Source organism: Glutamicibacter sp. (assembly GCF_032154645.1).
Lineage (GTDB): Bacteria > Actinomycetota > Actinomycetes > Actinomycetales > Micrococcaceae > Glutamicibacter.
This window is the reverse complement of sequence record NZ_JALDXV010000011.1, coordinates 1-15210: the sequence shown is the minus strand read 5'-3', so window position 1 is coordinate 15210 and position 15210 is coordinate 1. Positions and strand designations below refer to the sequence as shown.

13 protein-coding genes are annotated in these 15210 nt (G+C 61.4%); 3 read left to right on the top strand and 10 right to left on the bottom strand.

Annotated features, from left to right (window positions below):
• Positions 1 to 18: 18 nt before the first annotated feature.
• The 8 genes from RUH64_RS10560 to RUH64_RS10525 form a co-directional block, all read right to left on the bottom strand.
• On the bottom strand, positions 19 to 1041 hold the full coding sequence (locus RUH64_RS10560) for an LLM class flavin-dependent oxidoreductase (protein ID WP_313813235.1): 1023 nt from the start codon (positions 1039 to 1041) through the stop codon (positions 19 to 21).
• Positions 1042 to 1069: 28 nt separating this feature from the next.
• Entirely contained in the window at positions 1070 to 1567 is a 498-nt protein-coding gene (locus tag RUH64_RS10555) for a GNAT family N-acetyltransferase (RefSeq protein WP_313813234.1), read from the bottom strand.
• A 26-nt stretch (positions 1568 to 1593) separates the two neighbouring features.
• Positions 1594 to 2148 carry a GNAT family N-acetyltransferase gene (locus tag RUH64_RS10550; protein ID WP_313813233.1) on the bottom strand — a complete coding sequence of 185 codons (555 nt, stop codon included), beginning with the start codon at positions 2146 to 2148 and terminating at the stop codon, positions 1594 to 1596.
• A 76-nt stretch (positions 2149 to 2224) separates the two neighbouring features.
• The gene (locus tag RUH64_RS10545) at positions 2225 to 3595 is read right to left on the bottom strand and encodes an FAD-dependent oxidoreductase (RefSeq protein WP_313813232.1); all 1371 of its coding nucleotides are present in this window, start codon (positions 3593 to 3595) and stop codon (positions 2225 to 2227) included.
• A gap of 91 nt (positions 3596 to 3686) precedes the next feature.
• Positions 3687 to 4622: a 4-(cytidine 5'-diphospho)-2-C-methyl-D-erythritol kinase gene (locus RUH64_RS10540; RefSeq protein ID WP_313813231.1), complete on the bottom strand. Its 936-nt coding sequence runs from the start codon at positions 4620 to 4622 to the stop codon at positions 3687 to 3689.
• Between the two features lie 3 nt (positions 4623 to 4625).
• Entirely contained in the window at positions 4626 to 5507 is an 882-nt protein-coding gene (gene rsmA / locus RUH64_RS10535; protein WP_313813230.1) for a 16S rRNA (adenine(1518)-N(6)/adenine(1519)-N(6))-dimethyltransferase RsmA, read from the bottom strand.
• Between the two features lie 115 nt (positions 5508 to 5622).
• Positions 5623 to 6786 carry a transglycosylase family protein gene (locus tag RUH64_RS10530; RefSeq protein ID WP_313813229.1) on the bottom strand — a complete coding sequence of 388 codons (1164 nt, stop codon included), beginning with the start codon at positions 6784 to 6786 and terminating at the stop codon, positions 5623 to 5625.
• A gap of 255 nt (positions 6787 to 7041) precedes the next feature.
• Positions 7042 to 8001 (bottom strand): TatD family hydrolase, encoded by a 960-nt coding sequence (locus tag RUH64_RS10525; protein ID WP_313813228.1) that lies wholly within the window; start codon positions 7999 to 8001, stop codon positions 7042 to 7044.
• Between the two features lie 228 nt (positions 8002 to 8229).
• On the opposite strand from RUH64_RS10525, the gene RUH64_RS10520 reads away from it, so the two are divergent.
• The 3 genes from RUH64_RS10520 to RUH64_RS10510 are packed head-to-tail and all read left to right on the top strand — an operon-like array spanning position 8230 to position 12953.
• Positions 8230 to 9192 carry a MoxR family ATPase gene (locus RUH64_RS10520; RefSeq protein ID WP_313813226.1) on the top strand — a complete coding sequence of 321 codons (963 nt, stop codon included), beginning with the start codon at positions 8230 to 8232 and terminating at the stop codon, positions 9190 to 9192.
• A gap of 12 nt (positions 9193 to 9204) precedes the next feature.
• Positions 9205 to 10527, top strand: coding sequence for a DUF58 domain-containing protein (locus RUH64_RS10515; RefSeq protein WP_313813224.1), 1323 nt, complete (start codon positions 9205 to 9207; stop codon positions 10525 to 10527).
• A complete protein-coding gene (locus RUH64_RS10510; RefSeq protein WP_313813220.1) occupies positions 10524 to 12953 on the top strand; it encodes a transglutaminaseTgpA domain-containing protein in 2430 nt (809 codons plus the stop codon). Before RUH64_RS10515 ends, RUH64_RS10510 begins: the two co-directional genes overlap by 4 nt.
• Positions 12954 to 13005: 52 nt before the next feature.
• Here the strand turns inward: RUH64_RS10510 and RUH64_RS10505 are convergent, their stop codons facing one another.
• Positions 13006 to 14307, bottom strand: a complete 1302-nt coding sequence (locus RUH64_RS10505) for an ISL3 family transposase (RefSeq protein ID WP_313813218.1) — start codon at positions 14305 to 14307, stop codon at positions 13006 to 13008.
• Between the two features lie 196 nt (positions 14308 to 14503).
• A partial coding sequence (locus tag RUH64_RS10500) for an aldehyde dehydrogenase family protein (RefSeq protein ID WP_313813217.1) occupies positions 14504 to 15210 on the bottom strand: 707 nt, incomplete at its 5' end.

The following is a 15210-nucleotide window of genomic DNA, read 5'->3' as shown; positions in this document are numbered from 1 at the left end:
TTTAACGTAGATGCACCGCTAACTGATCATGTCCTTGACCATCGGGACGACCTGTTCACCGTACAACCCGATGCTCTGCTGGTGGGCTGCGTGGGTCACCGGCTGGTCGTATTTGAAATCAAACCGATTCACCTTCAGCACACCCAGCGTTGCGGCAATTTTCTTCGCAACGGTTTCGGGTGAACCAACGTACAGTGCACCGTGTTCGATTTCCCGCTCGAAGTCGCCCGGTGAGGGTGCCGGCCAGCCGCGCTCTTGACCCATGCGGGTGCGCATCTTCAGCCAGCCGTCGTGGACCAGTTCGCGGGCTTCTTCATCCGTCGGGGCCACCAGACCCGGCGAGTGAACTGCTACCGGCTTGTGCGGAATACCGAATTCATCCTGGGCGCGCTCGAAAAGATCGACATAGGGTGCGAAGCGCTGGGCTGATCCACCGATGATCGCCAGAAACAGCCCAAAACCGTGGCGTGCAGTGCGGATGACCGATTCCGGGCTTCCGCCCACTCCCACCCAGGTGCGAAGCCCGTTCGCCGTCGTGGGGAAGACCCGCTGGCTGCGCAGCCCAGCACGAGTGCTTCCCTCCCAGGTGACTGGTTTTTCGGTGACCAGTTTGGCCAGCAGATCAAGCTTCTCCTCGAAGAGCACCTCGTAGTCTTCGAGCTTGTAACCGAAGAGCGGGAACGACTCCGTGAATGAGCCGCGGCCCGCAACGATTTCGGCGCGCCCGTTGGAGGCCGCGTCAAGGGTGGCGAAGCGTTCGTAGACCCGTACCGGGTCATCCGAGCTGAGCACCGTGACGGTGGATCCCAAGCGGATGTTCTTGGTCAGAGTGGCTATCGAGGCAAGTACCATCTCGGGACTCGATACAGCGAAATCAGGCCTGTGGTGTTCCCCAATTCCGAAGAAATCCAACCCCAGCTGATCCGCAAGTACCGCGTCGTCAATCAAGTCTCGAATGACCTGAGGATGTTCTACCGGGATCCCCTGTGCGTCCTGGGTGACTCCGCCAAAAGTATCTACACCGAATTCGATTTCACTCATGCCACATGTAACTTCATGGAAGCTACAACTATTCCCCGGTGATTCTCAGCTTGAATCCCACATGCGAAGCGGTGAATCCCAAGCGCTCATAGAATCGGTGCGCGTCCTTCCGGGAGGCGTCACTGGTGAGCTGAACCAGCTTCACTCCCCTGCGCTTACCCTCGGCAATGGCCCAATTGATCATTGTCGAGCCCAGCCCATTGCCGCGCAGGGTCTCGTCCACTCGCACGGCTTCGATTTGCAGCCGGGTGGCTCCGGCCCGGGCAAGTCCTGGCAATACCGTGAGTTGCATGGTTCCGACAACGCGCCGCGCATCATCCACCGCGACGACCAGCAAGTGCGCCGGGTCGGCGTCGATGGCGCGGAATGCTTTCAGATACCTTGCGCTTGATTCGTGGTCTACATCGAAGTCAGCTTTCCTTATCGCATCATTTTGCATCAGTTCAACGATGGCAGGGATGTCGGCTTCGACCGCACGTAGCAGCACATAGGAACTTTCACGAACATTCAGGGATTCAAGGATCATACCCATATTCTTCCACCTCGGCTCGGTCATTGTCCGGGGTTCACGATGCAGGACAGCTGCTCAAAACTCAGCGGGCGGTCGGCATAGATCAGGCGGATGGCCGACGGGTCCGGATTTCCTCGGTCCAGTCCGCGATAGGCAAGTTTCATGCCGAGTTTCAGCGCCACCGCTTCGGAGGCGCCATTGTGTTCCAGTATCGATGCGATGATCGGCAGTTCCCCTGCTGCTTCCCGCGCCGCGTGCACCGCTGCACGTGCGATTTCGGTGGCGAACCCCCTGCCCTGCGCCGCGACGGTGAACCGGTAGCCAAGATTCCAGTAGGCGTCGCCGACCTGGGTGCATCCGCCGTAGCCGATGACCGCCTGATCGCCGGCCTCGCGGACAACCCAGGTTCCCAATCCATGCTTCTTCCACCCTGCCGACCAGGCGTCGATCATGGCACGGGTTTGTGCCGGGCTGCGATGGCGGGAGCTCGGGCGGTGCTCCCACACGCGGGCGTCGCTGCAGATTTCATAGAGTTCGTCGAGGTCTGCGGGCACCGGTGGTGAGGCGATGAGTCCGGTGGTGAGAAATTCTTGCATGTCTCCACGCTATGGCGTCGAACCGACAGCGGATACCAGTCAAGGCTAGGCGTCCTGCCGACCGGGTGGCACCTGCCTAGGGCTTGCCGGTAATGAGATCCGCCATCCGGGCGATGGCCGGGGTGGAGCTGCGCCCGTCCAGTTCGCTGCGATCGGCCCTGCCGTAGGCCGCGTAGAGCCCCTTGGTGGCAATCCACCGCAAGGGTTCGGGTTCCCACTGCCGCACCCGGTGGTTAACCCAGGGCAGCGTGGTCAGGAGCGTTGCCTCGCCCAGGACGAGATCGCGCAGGGTGCGTCCCGACAGATTGGTGGTGGCGACCCCGGTGCCGACATAGCCTCCGGCCCATCCCAGCCCCGAGGCCGGGTCCAGGCCTACGGTGGCCGCCCAGTCTCGCGGTACGCCAAGGACCCCTGACCAGGCATGCTCGATGCTCGCTCCTGCGGTGTTCGGGAACATCCTGTGCAGAACCTCCTGCAGCCCACGGATGGTGCTTTGCGGGGTCTGCCCATCGGTGTCGGTGCGCGAACCGAACTTATAGGGCACGCCCCGCCCGCCGATGGCGATGCGGTCATCGGCCGTGCGCTGGGCATACATGTAGACGTGGGCGTAGTCCCCCAGCACCTCGCCCTGGCTCCAGTTCAGTTCATCCCACAGGTCGCTGCCCAGCTTTTCGGTGACGATCATCGAGGAATTCATGGGCAGCCACAGCCGCTTGTACCCCTTGAGCCCGGCGGTAAATCCCTCGGTGGCGCGCAGGATGTACTCGGCGTTGACGGTGCCCGCCTCATATTCCAACTGGCGTGGTCGAATGGTGGTCACCGGGGTATTTTCATAGATGCGCACACCGAGCTTCTCGACCACCTCCGCCAGCGCCTTGACCAGTTTGGCTGGCTGGATGCGGGCGGCGTGTGGATGCCAGAGGGCCGCGCGGGTGCCTGCAACATTGATCTTGGCCGCAGCCTGGGCCGACTCGAGAAGTTGGGTGTCAGTGTATTTCCAGGCGGCTTCGGCCTTGGCGTGGGCGCGGAGGCGACGCTCCTGGGCCGGGGTGTAGGCAACCTCAAATTCGCCGCCCTGTTGAATGTCGGCGTCGATCCCTTCGGCCCGGCAGACCTCGATGACTTCCTCGACGGTGCGGTTCATTGCCAGCTGGAATTCTTCTACCGCCTGGCGTCCGTGGCTTTTCAGGTAGCGATCGCGCCCGCCGGTCACCGTATTGGTCAACCAGCCGCCATTGCGGCCCGAGGCCCCATAGCCGACGTGGCGTGCTTCAAGGATGGCGATCTTCAGCGAGGGATCGGACTTGGCCAAATAGTATGCGGTCCACAAGCCGGTGAATCCAGCTCCGACAATCGCCACATCAACGGTGAGATGTCCGATCAGGGATTCGCGGGGTTCGGGCAGTCCGGTGCTTTCCCACCAGTGGGAGACGCGGCCATTGAGCATGAGGATCCTTTATCGCAGAAACAAAATGAATCCTCTTCACTTTATGATGCGGCTCACACTCCTACAAGGCCCCGGGCGTAATTCCCGCGAATTACTCCTCGGAGAGTTCCACACGGGCGCCGGGTGCCGGAGCGTTCACCGACAAGGTGGCCACACCGACCTCGTCGCCCAGCTGTGCCATGACCTGCTCGGCATGTTCGGAATCTTGAACCAGCAGCGCCAGGGTAGGTCCCGAACCCGAAACCATCGCGCGCAGCGCGCCGGCGCCCTCGGCAAGATCGCGCACCGTGCCCAGTTCAGGGGCAAGGGCCAAGGAGGCCTGGGTCAGGTCGTTGACCAGCACCTGCGAGAGCGCGGCGGCATCCGAGTCCATCAGCGCTCCGATGACATCCGGATCAACTTCCTGCGGAACCTCAAGGTCTTGGCCCGCACGCAGGCGGTCAAGCATCGCATACACCCGTGGGGTGGAAAGACCGTAGCTTGCAGGAATCAGTACCCAGTGGGTCTTGGCGCGGGTCAGCAGGGGTGCCAGCTGGTCGCCCACACCCAAGCCGATGGCGGCCCCGCCCATCAAGGCGAAGGGAACATCTGCGCCGAGCCGCGCACCGAGCCGCCCAAGTTCTTCGCGGTCAAGCCCCGTCTGCCACAGCTCGTTGCAGGCAACCAGCGTGGCAGCGGCATCGGCAGAACCGCCGCCCATGCCTCCGGCGATGGGGACGCGCTTGGTGATGTGCAGGTTGGCGCCCAGGGTGCACCCGGTGTGGTCGCGCAGCAGCTGCGCCGCCTTGTAGACCAGGTTCGCCTCCCCCAGCGGGAAGTTCTCCGGATCGGAGACCACCTCCGAGCCTGGTTCCAGGCTCAGCTGTAGTTCACCATCGGTGCGCAGGGTAGCTTCGATCTGTTCGAGCAGGGACACCGCTACGTAGAGGCTCGCCACCTCGTGATAGCCGTCCTCACGCGGGGGGCCCACCTTGAAGTACACATTGATCTTGCCCGGCGCGGTGGCAATGACGCGTTGCTTGGCCATGGGCTAGGCCTCGTCCTTGGCTTCGGCTGGGACCTTGGCCGCAGCCTCGGCAATGGCGATGTATGCGTCGATGTCCAGCTTCTCGCCGCGCTCCTTGGGGTCGATGCCGGCGGCAACCAAAATCTGTTCGGCGCGTGCTCCGGAACCCGCCCACGAGGACAGGGCGGCGCGCAGGGTCTTGCGGCGCTGGGCGAAGGCAGCGTCGATGATCGCGAAGACGTCCTTGCGATCCGGTGCGCCGCTGCGGTCCTTGTCGCGGGTGAATGAGACGAGGCCCGAATGGATCTTCGGCGCCGGCCAGAATACGTTCATGCCTATCACGCCGGCCTTGCGCATGGTGCCGTACCAGGCGCCCTTGACCGAGGGGACCCCATAGATCTTATTGCCCGGAGTGGCGCTCATCCTGTCGGCCACCTCGTCCTGAACCATCACCAGTCCATGACGGATTGATGGGAAATGCTCCAGCAGATGCAGGACCACCGGCACAGCAACGTTGTACGGAAGGTTGGCCACCAGCGCGGTGGGTTCGCCAGGCAGCTCGGTCACCTTCATGGCGTCACTGAGAATGACAGTGAGGTCGTCTTCGCGGCCGGGGCGGAATTCTGCCATGGTCTGCGGCAGGCGCTTGGCCAGCGGCGGGTCGATCTCTACCGCCACCACCTTTGCGGCGGCGTCCATGATGCCAAGGGTCAGCGAACCCAGACCCGGACCGACTTCCAAAACCGTCTCTTCGGGGGAAACATCTGCGGCCGCGATGATACGGCGGATGGTGTTTCCGTCGATCACAAAGTTCTGGCCCAGCGTCTTGGTGGGACGGATTCCTAGCTCATCGGCCAGTCGACGAATATCAGTGGCAGAAAGCAGTGGTAAAGATTCCTTAGACATCACGGTTCCAATTCTAGTTCAGCCAAATTCTTAGCAAGAGAACAACGCGGCGCGCCCACCGTGATGGTGAACGCGCCGCGTTTGAAAAATATGTTCTTGTGGCTGCGCCGCTACTTTAGCGCAGGCCCAGCTTGCTGGTGCAGCCTGGCCATGCGCCCCAGCCCTGTGCCTTCTGCACCTTCTTGGCAATGCGCACCTGCTCTGCCTTGGAGGCATCGCTTGGCAGTCCCGAACCACCGTAGGCACGCCAGGTGCCGAGGTTGAACTGCAGGCCGCCGTAGTAGCCGTTGCCGGTGTTGATCGACCAGTTGCCGCCGGATTCACACTTGGCGATGGCATTCCATACGCCGGAGACGGTGGTGTTGTCAGTCTTCTTCGACGAGCTCGACGAGGAGGATTTCTTTTCCTCTTCCTTGGTGCCGACCTTGATGACCTCGACTACAGGTTCCTTGGTGACCTTCGACTTCAGGACTTCTTCCTCGCCCTTTTTGCCGTTGCGGGTTTCCTGGCGCAGGGTCAGCTGGCGTTCGCCCTTCTCGCCCTCGGTGTCAACCTTGGTCTTGCCCTTTTCGAGCTTCTTGTCCTTGACCTTCTTGGTCTCGAACTTGATGTCGCGGGTTTCGTCCCAGGTCTTGATCTTGACCTTGATGACCTCGATCTCCTGGCCATTGGCGATCTTGGAGCTGGTTTCGACGTCCTTCTCGGTGTCCTTGTCCAGCTTGATGTTTACTTCATCGTCACCGCCAAGGGTGACCTTTTCTTCGGCCAGCAGGTCCTTGACGTTCTGGGTGGTGGTCGAAATCTTCTTCTTCTTGTCATCGACGACCAAGGTCACGTCCTTGGGGGTGATGATTTCGATGTCACTGCTGACGGTGGACAGGTCTGCAGACTCATCCATAGAAATTTCGGAGCCCTCTTCGAGGTTCAGTTCGTTGGCCAGATCGGCTACGGTCATGCCGGTGGTGTGGACCACGCGATCGGTTCCGTCGAGGTTGACCTGAATTTCCTTGTTGCGCTTGATATCGATGTTCTGCTCGTTGACCAGATCAGAATCAGGAGCCGCGGAAATCTCGTCGCGATCGCCTAGGGTGATGTTCTGCTGCTCTAGAACCGCTGCGACGGTGTCGGCCCGGGTGGAAACTTCCCGGCTGTCGCCATCGACGGAAATCGTGACAGATTTTTGTCCGGCGATATAGAAAACGGTGCCGGCGATAACCAACGCCACGGCGAGCGTCTGAACCAGGTATTTGGCCCAGCGGTTCTTGAGCAAGTGAGTCACGGTCGTGAGATCCCCATCGTTTGTAAGCTGAACACCGGCGTTTGCGGATTAGTTCGTTCAACCCGGCGGCTTGGCCGCCTGTCTATCATTCAGTTTCTTCGCCGTGTTTCCCTCGTGCTTCATGCCCTGGGATCAGGCTGCGTTTAGTGCACCGAAGTCCAAAATTGGGCGCGGCGGAAAACGCATCCTTACTACCGTAACCGAATTGTTACATTTCGGGCAACCGTCACATGAGCAGCAACACACCTTTTGTGCTTAGAATTCGCCATACACTTCCCGAGTGTTTGCATCGATTTGAGTGCAGAACTGCGCCAGCTCAACCCCCTTAGTTTCAGCCATGAAGCGCGTGGTGTAGGGGATCATGTAGCTGGCATTGGGGCGGCCGCGGAAAGGATGCGGGGTCAGGAACGGTGCATCGGTTTCAACCAACAGCAGTTCAGGTTTCGCCAGCGCCAACGCTGCGCGCAGGTCGTGCGAATTCTTGAATGTCACGGTACCGGAGAATGACATGTACCAGCCATTGTCATTGCAGATTTGCGCCAACTGGGCATCGCCGGAGAAGCAGTGGAAGACCACGCGCTCGGGCAGACGCGAATCTTTGAGGACCCGAACGACGTCTTCATGGGCGTCGCGGTCGTGGATCTGCAGCGCCTTGCCCTGCTGGACCGCGATACGCAGGTGCTCGCGGAACGACTCTTCCTGCGCTCCCCTGCCTTCGGGCGGAGTGCGGAAATAGTCAAGGCCGGTTTCACCGACGGCGCGGACTCGCCCATCCGACGCCAACTCTTCGATCCGCTCGATGGCTTGTGTCAACTCATTGCGCTCCGCCAGCCGCGCCGCGTCATTCGGGTGGATTGCCACGGCCGCCAGCACATTGGGGAACTCATTGGCGATCTTCACCGCGTATTCAGAAGACTCAACATCGCAGCCAACCTGGATCAGGCCCTTGACTCCCACGGCGGCCGCAGCTGCCAGCGCTGCGGCGGCTTCGACCTTGACGGTGCCGTCTATGAAGTCGAGGTGGGTGTGGTTGTCGACAACGCCTATCGGCAGCGCGTCGGGAGCTTCCGGGTAGCGCAGGTTGCGTTTGGAGCCGCCCTTTTCGTTATTCTGCGATCGCGACCGGTCCGCATCTGCGGTAGACGCGACCCCGGCGTCCGGTCGGTAGGCTTCAGGAATTCCCGCATAGGGATCGTCAAGGTTTTCCGTGTTCATTGTCCCGTTTCCTTCTCGTCCTTCATGCGCAGGTGAGGCGCCGTTTATCAGCCTCTGAACAATTCTGTCACTGCCATTAACGGTTCTCCGAATCACCGGTATTCCGCAAAGGCAATTAGCATCTGTTACTGGATAAAAGATGCCCATACGATAGGTGGAACACAACCATAGATTCGTCATCCCAAGAAAACCCTTGGGAGAAATGATGAGCCTGTCAGGAGGACGCGCATGAGCGCACAACCAACTCTGCCATCGCTCGATGCCAACTTCCGAAGCAACTGCGAGCGTGTTTTCGATGCGGTGCAGAGCGTGATCACGGGAAATCCTGAGGCGATTACCAACGCTATGGTGGTGCTTTTAGCGCAAGGACATCTCCTCGTTGAGGACGTCCCCGGCGTGGGCAAGACGATGCTCGCTAAATCACTGGCGCGCAGCCTGGACTGCACCGTGCACCGTATCCAGTTCACCCCCGATCTGTTGCCCAGCGATGTCACCGGCGTTTCGGTCTATTCCCCGCAGACCCATGAATTTACCTTTCACCCCGGTCCGATCTTCGCCAATATCGTCATTGCCGACGAAATCAACAGGGCCAATGCGAAAACCCAATCGGCGCTTCTGGAATGCATGGAAGAGCAACAGGTCACCGTCGATTCGGTAACCCACCGCCTGCAGCGGCCCTTCATGGTGGTTGCCACGCAGAATCCGATTGACTCCGAGGGGACCTTCGCGCTGCCCGAAGCGCAGCGGGACCGCTTCATGGGCAGGATCTCCATGGGCTACCCCCAGCGCGAGGCAGAAGTTTCCATGCTGACAACACATCACCGCGACGAACCGTTGGAGTCGCTGACTCCCGTGCTGCAACAGGCAGAACTCCAGAAGATGATTGAGCAGGTCAAGCTCGTCACCGTCACCGAAAGACTGGGCGCCTATGTGGTGGACCTTGGCAGGGCAACACGCGAACATCCCCAGGTTTCCCTCGGCGCCTCCCCGCGTGCACTGCTGCAATGGGTGAGGGCCGCCAAATCCTACGCCGCGATCCACGGCCGGGATCATGTGCTTCCGGAGGACGTTCGTGCGGTGGCCGTCATGGTGTTGGGTCATCGATTGATCCTCACCCGTCGGGCGCTGGCCGACGCGGTAGACGTAGAAGATGTGGTGCGGGAGATCATCTCCGGCACTCCGATCAGCTGATCGAGCAACATCATGGATAAACCGCAGCGTTTTGATTCACGCAACGCCCTGTCATGGACCCGCTCCACGGAAGGGCCGGAATCACTGCGGCGTTGGCACTTGGACCTCTTCACCCGGCGCGGTTGGGCGGTCCTCGGCGCGGGGGCTGGCTTGGTTTTCCTGGCCTATCTTCTGGGCCGCCATGAGCTGATGGCACTGGGCGTGGGCCTGCTGGCGTTGGCACTGAGCAGTTGGCTGCTTGTCCTGCGAGCCAGGCGCACCACCGGTGTGCGGCGCCTGCTGCATTCCCCGGCGGCAACCGTGGCCGAAGCCGCGCGCATCACGCTCCTTTGCCCGGATGATGTGAGCATCAAGGAAACCCTGCCCGAAGGCTTTGGTCCCGGGCCTGATTTTTCAGGTCCGGGGTCGGTGGACTACGAACTGGTGTTCCGCGCGCGGGGGGTTCACCTTCTGGGACCGGCCCGTCAGGTGATCTCAGATCCTCTAGGCCTCATCCGCGGCTTGGTCTCCGTCGGCGAACCCCAGCCCGTGCCGGTCCGCGCCGAGCTTCATCCGATGGCGCGGTTTGCCTCCCTGGGAGAACGCATGCTCACCGGTGATGCACGATTTTCCCGCAGCACCACCGCCGACTTCTACGACGTGGCAACCCGCGACTATCAGCAGGGCGACTCCATCCGACAGGTGCATTGGAAGGCCACCGCACGCCATGGAAAACTCATGGTGCGTCAGGAAAACCATGTGGCCACCGCCCAGGCCCTGCTGGTCCTCGACCGGGCCAGTGAACACTGGATCGTCGACGCTGCCGACCTGCGGCTGAGCATCCCCCAGGGTCTTGGGCCGGAGTTGAACAGCAGCAGACGCTTTGAAAATGCGCTGTCCCTGGCCTGCAGCCTCGGCCAACGATATGCAGCCAGCGGCTACCAGGTGTTGTACCGGGATTTGAGCGGAACATCGTTGATCCCCGGCCAGGTGCAGCAGCTCTCTGACAATGATGCCAGGACCAGCTTCGAAGACTTCCATCTTGCCAGCGCGGAACTTGGCTTGAAATCGGTGGGCGTCCAGGCCTCCGCCCCGGAGCCGCTGTCCCCCACGCTGCTCAAGGAGCTGCAGGCGATGCGCGAAGAACCGATCATCATGATCTTAGGCCGCCTCACCGTGGAGCAGGCAGCAGCGCTGGCGGCGCTTTCACGCACGGTGCGCCACGTGCAGTTGTTTTTCATGGCGTCGCACCCGGAAAGGGAAACAGATATTCAGCGGGCGCTGGCCCGCACCGGATGGTCGATCCATGTACTGGCCGGCAATGCGTCGATTGAATCGGTACGGGAAATCTCATGAGCACCATCACCCGCGAACCCGACAGGCAGCAGTCCCCAGATCCTCAGGACGCGCCCCGACCACAACCCCCGGTGGCGCACCACCTGATGGCACGCGCCATCGCTGCGCTGTGCCTCGCCCTAGCGGTGCTTGCAGGTTTCGCCTCAATCACGGGTGTGATTGAGGGCCTTGCATGGTTCCCTGCACTATTGCTGCCCGTCATCGGCATTCACCTGTGCGCCGGACTGCTGCGCGGAATTTGGGGGCTGCGCTGGGCGGCGTTGCCGGCGGCGGTGCTCATCGCGTTCACCGCGCTCATGCAGCACCCTGCAATGCAGTCCACCGGGTATTCGGTCACTGGGATGCAGTGGTTCATGGCAGTGCTCTCCGAGGCGGCGCTGCAGTTCTCCACCCAGGTGCCGCCGGTCGCCTATTCGCGCTATGTAGCCTTCGTCATCCTGCTGCTGGCTTTGGTCGTCAGCCTGTTGATCGAGGTACTGGCCACGTTCAAGAAGCTTGCACTGCTGATCACCATTCCCCTGTGTTTCGCCCCGATCATCGCTTCCCTCTTTAAACAGGAAGGTGCGGGCATTGGGTACCTTGCACTGGTAGTTGCAGGAATTCTCGGCTTTAGCGCGTTGCACCCCTACCTATACCGCGGCACGTCTGCGGAGCACCACAGCCATTTCCCCTCACGCAAACAATTGGGATTCCTCGGGGCAACATCGGCCGCGTGCATCGCTGCGATGCTTGCCGCCAGCATGTGGGTGCCGGGATTCCGTCAAGGAATGTTCCCCGAAGGGCAGCGTCCCTCGGGCGACCTCTTGGCCAGTAATGTCGACCCGCTGCTGAATCTGGGCAGGGACCTGCGCTCAAATTCCGGGGCGCCGGTGCTGCGCTATTACACCTCCGCCGACCACGCGCCCTACCTTCGAACGGCAGTCATTGAAGACCTCAATACCACGCGGTGGGAACCCAACGAGGCCCTGCCGCGGGACACCTATTTTGGCGACACCGCCGTGGAAAGCGACTTCACCACATTCAATTCAAGGGAAGAAGTGGCACTGCTTGACTACAGCGCAGGGATCAGCTCGCCGGTGCTTCCCCTGCCCAACCGCAGCTACCTGGTCGAAGGGATCATCGGCAACTGGGATTGGACTCCCGAAACTTCGGTGGCACGGCTCAGCGGGGATGCGGTAGCGCAGACAAAGCAGGTGGCGGTCGCCTACTCCGAACTTGATCTGAGCCCTAAGATGGCCCAATCCCTGGAATTCTACGGCGGTATCCGCGACGACACCCCGACGGACATCTATCGTTCACTGCCAGAAGACCCTGAGGGCACGCTGACCGCGGCCTTGGATCAGGGGTTGAAAGAAGCCTACGCCCAGGCTAAAGCCTCACGTTCCGACCTTGAAAAAGCCGTGGCGATCCAGGATTATCTGCGCTCCGCCAGATTCATTTATTCCGAACGCACACCGCTGCGCGAGGGATATGACGGCGCAAACAAGCGCGTAGTTGAAGCCTTCCTGGAACGACGCCAGGGATACTGTGTGCACTTTGCCTCTGCCATGGCACTGATGGCCCGCGAAGCGGGGATCCCCTCGCGCATTGCCGTGGGTTACGCACCGGGCAAGGCTACCGGAACGACAGTCAAGGCCGACGACGTCCAGCAGAGCAGCTCCATTAATACACAATTGAATCCGACCTCGGAACTGACCGAGTACACGGTTTCCGGCAAGCAGGCCCATGCATGGCCAGAACTTTATCTCGGGGCCCTGGGCTGGATCCCCTTTGAACCTACCCCCAGCCAGGGCCAGGTTCCCAGTTATGCACCGGAGAAATCAGAAAAGCCCGAGGCCGCTGCGCCAACGATCAATGAGGTGCCGACCAACCGTTCCACCGGACGACCCGAGGATCAGGGCGCGGCCGAAACCCAAGATGAAACAGCCCCCGAGGCCCAGCCCGACGGCAGTTTCACCGGATGGTGGGCGGCTGGTGTGGCGCTGATCGCCTTGGGTGCAGGATTGAGCGTTGCCCCGCTGCGCCGCAGGAGGCTCAAGCAGCAGCGGCGCCAGGTTGCCAGCCAGGCCGGCGCCGCGGCGGCATCCGCGCTCTGGATGGAGCTGCAGGCCGCCGGTGCCGACGCCCTGACGCCAGCCGACGCCAACGAGACAGTCAACGGATACACCCGCCGGCTGGCCGCGAAGTTCGAGCCGTGCGCCACCGAGCTGGAATTGCTGGGCGCCGTCATTCAGGACAGCTTCTATGCCGGGCGCCATCCTTCGACAGGACAGATGCCGGAGCTGCTGGGCAGCCTTGATCGAGCCACGCACCAGATGCATCGGTCGCTGCCAATCCGGCAGCGCGTGGCGGCGGCGCTGTTCCCCGCGTCGCTGCGCAGGGCAGCGCTGCGCCGCGTTCCCGACGGCGAGCAGATCAACGCCTAACCTGATCAGTGGTTGGCGCGCAGGATCCGGCCGGTTAAACGGCTCTTCGCAATTAAGGGTGTAACACAGGTCTGAACCCACCAGACTCCAACAAGGACCTTGCAATATAGTTCGCGAGGTTCCTGAACCCCAACGCCGAACCACGAAGATGCTCCAACCGCCCATTGATCGCCTCGGTCGGCCCATTCGACGATCCCAGATGATCGAAATACGCCAAGATATCCGGCGCCCTCTTCTTCAACGTCGTCGCCAAAGACTTCACCTCGATCAACTCCTGCGGCAAGACCTTGGTCAGGTCATGAATCAAATCCCGCAATAGTTCCTTCCCCGCAGCCGGAGAAGGGGCCCGATACGCCGCCACCAACCTTTGATACACCTTCCACGTCGCTTCCACGACCCGATGGCCCGACGCGGCAAACAACGCCTCCAACTGACCTTTCCCACGCTCACTAAGCAGTTCCTCACCGGTCAGCAGCGTCCTGCGTGCCCGATACAACGGATCCTTGCTCCGCCCCCGGCGCCCCAGCGTCTCATGCTGGATCCGCTGCCGGGCTTTCTCCACGGCGGTGCCTGCCAGCTTCACCACATGGAACGGATCCATCACCTCCACCGCATGCGGCAGTTCTTCCACCGCGGCGGTCTTGAACCCGGTGAACCCGTCCATCGCCACGATCTGCACCCCGGCACGCCAGGCAGAGTCCCGGTCTTGCAACCAAGACTTGAAAACTTGCTTCGACCGGCCCTGGACCATATCCAGCAGCCGTGCTGGTCCCGTGCGTTGCTGCACCGGAGTCAAATCAATGATCACCGTGACGTATTTGTCCCCGTGCCGGGTATGCCGCCACACGTGCTCATCAACCCCGATCACCTTGACCCCGTCGAAGCGAGATGGGCTGCTGATCAGCACGCGCTGTCTTTCGGCCAGCACCGCGTGGTTCGCGGTGTTCCACGAAACGGCCAGCGATTCAGCGACCCGGGCCATGCTCAAGTGCTGGCACACAATCCCTTTCAAAGCCCACCGCAGTCCTCCACGGGAGATCTTCGCTTTCGGCTCGGCCGCCAGATGCGTGTCCTGCACCCACACATGCTGGCAGCTCGCGCAGCGGTAGCGGCGCACTCGGATGGCCAGAACAGTGGGCCGCCACCCGAACGGTGCGTGGGAAAGCCGGCGGATCCTAGTATCACGGGCAGTGCCCTGGGCTCCGCATCGGTGGCAGAACTTATCGTCGAGGACGACTCTGCATTCAATGACGGCGCGGGCTGCGGTGAGGTGCTGGCCGGTAGCGGTCAGTCCGAGCTCGTCTAGTCCGCAGAAGGTCGTCAAGTTCGGGGTGCAGTAGGTAGCATGGTGCATGGTCGAGAGCTTTCGACGGTGGTTGTGTAGGAACTTTCATTCTCGTGAAGCTCTCGGCCTTTTCCATGCCGTGACACGCTACCTTGTGTCCGGTGTTCGATGGGGCTGTTACACCCTTGATTGCGAAGAGCCGGTTAAACGCACTTCGGGAGCAAACCGCAATGGTTTGCTCCCGAAGGAAAGTAATCGCTGAAGACTACTTGGCAGCGTATGGATCGGCGATGCCGATGTACTGCACGGTGGTGTACTCTGCCAGGCCTTCGGCGCCGCCTTCACGGCCCAGACCCGACTGCTTCACGCCGCCGAACGGTGCTGCAGCGTTGGAGATCACGCCTGCGTTGAAACCAACCAGACCGAACTCGATCTGCTCGGCAACGCGGAACAGACGGTTGAAGTCCTTGGAGTAGATGTAGGAAGCCAGGCCGTACTCGGTGGAGTTGGCCAGCTTGATTGCCTGCTCCTCGGAGGTGAAGGTGGTCACCGGTGCCACTGGGCCGAAGATCTCCTGGGACAGGATCTTGGCGTCGTTGGCGACGTTGGCAAGAACGGTTGGCTGGTAGAAGTAGCCTGGGCCGTCTACCGGTGCGCCGCCGGTCACTGCGGTAGCTCCGTTGGCGACAGCAGCCTCAACCAGTGCGTGGACCTCGTCGCGGGCCTTCTCTTCAACCAGTGGGCCGACGGTGGTGTCTGCCTCGGTGCCGCGTCCTGGCTTCAGCGCCTTCATGGCAGCAGCGAACTTGGCGGTGAATTCCTCGGCAACATCCGCGTGAACCAGGAAGCGGTTCGCAGCGGTGCAGGCCTCGCCCATGTTGCGCATCTTGGCCGCCATGGCGCCCTCGACTGCCGCATCCAGGTCTGCATCCTCGAAGACGATGAACGGTGCGTTGCCGCCCAGTTCCATCG

Coding starts and splice junctions, on each gene's coding strand:
- RUH64_RS10560 (WP_313813235.1), bottom strand. CDS start 1,041: ATGAGTGAAATCGAATTCGGTGTAGATACTTTTGGCGGAGTCACCCAG.
- RUH64_RS10555 (WP_313813234.1), bottom strand. CDS start 1,567: ATGATCCTTGAATCCCTGAATGTTCGTGAAAGTTCCTATGTGCTGCTA.
- RUH64_RS10550 (WP_313813233.1), bottom strand. CDS start 2,148: ATGCAAGAATTTCTCACCACCGGACTCATCGCCTCACCACCGGTGCCC.
- RUH64_RS10545 (WP_313813232.1), bottom strand. CDS start 3,595: ATGCTCAATGGCCGCGTCTCCCACTGGTGGGAAAGCACCGGACTGCCC.
- RUH64_RS10540 (WP_313813231.1), bottom strand. CDS start 4,622: ATGGCCAAGCAACGCGTCATTGCCACCGCGCCGGGCAAGATCAATGTG.
- rsmA (WP_313813230.1), bottom strand. CDS start 5,507: ATGTCTAAGGAATCTTTACCACTGCTTTCTGCCACTGATATTCGTCGA.
- RUH64_RS10525 (WP_313813228.1), bottom strand. CDS start 8,001: ATGAACACGGAAAACCTTGACGATCCCTATGCGGGAATTCCTGAAGCC.
- RUH64_RS10520 (WP_313813226.1), top strand. CDS start 8,230: ATGAGCGCACAACCAACTCTGCCATCGCTCGATGCCAACTTCCGAAGC.
- RUH64_RS10515 (WP_313813224.1), top strand. CDS start 9,205: ATGGATAAACCGCAGCGTTTTGATTCACGCAACGCCCTGTCATGGACC.
- RUH64_RS10510 (WP_313813220.1), top strand. CDS start 10,524: ATGAGCACCATCACCCGCGAACCCGACAGGCAGCAGTCCCCAGATCCT.
- RUH64_RS10505 (WP_313813218.1), bottom strand. CDS start 14,307: ATGCACCATGCTACCTACTGCACCCCGAACTTGACGACCTTCTGCGGA.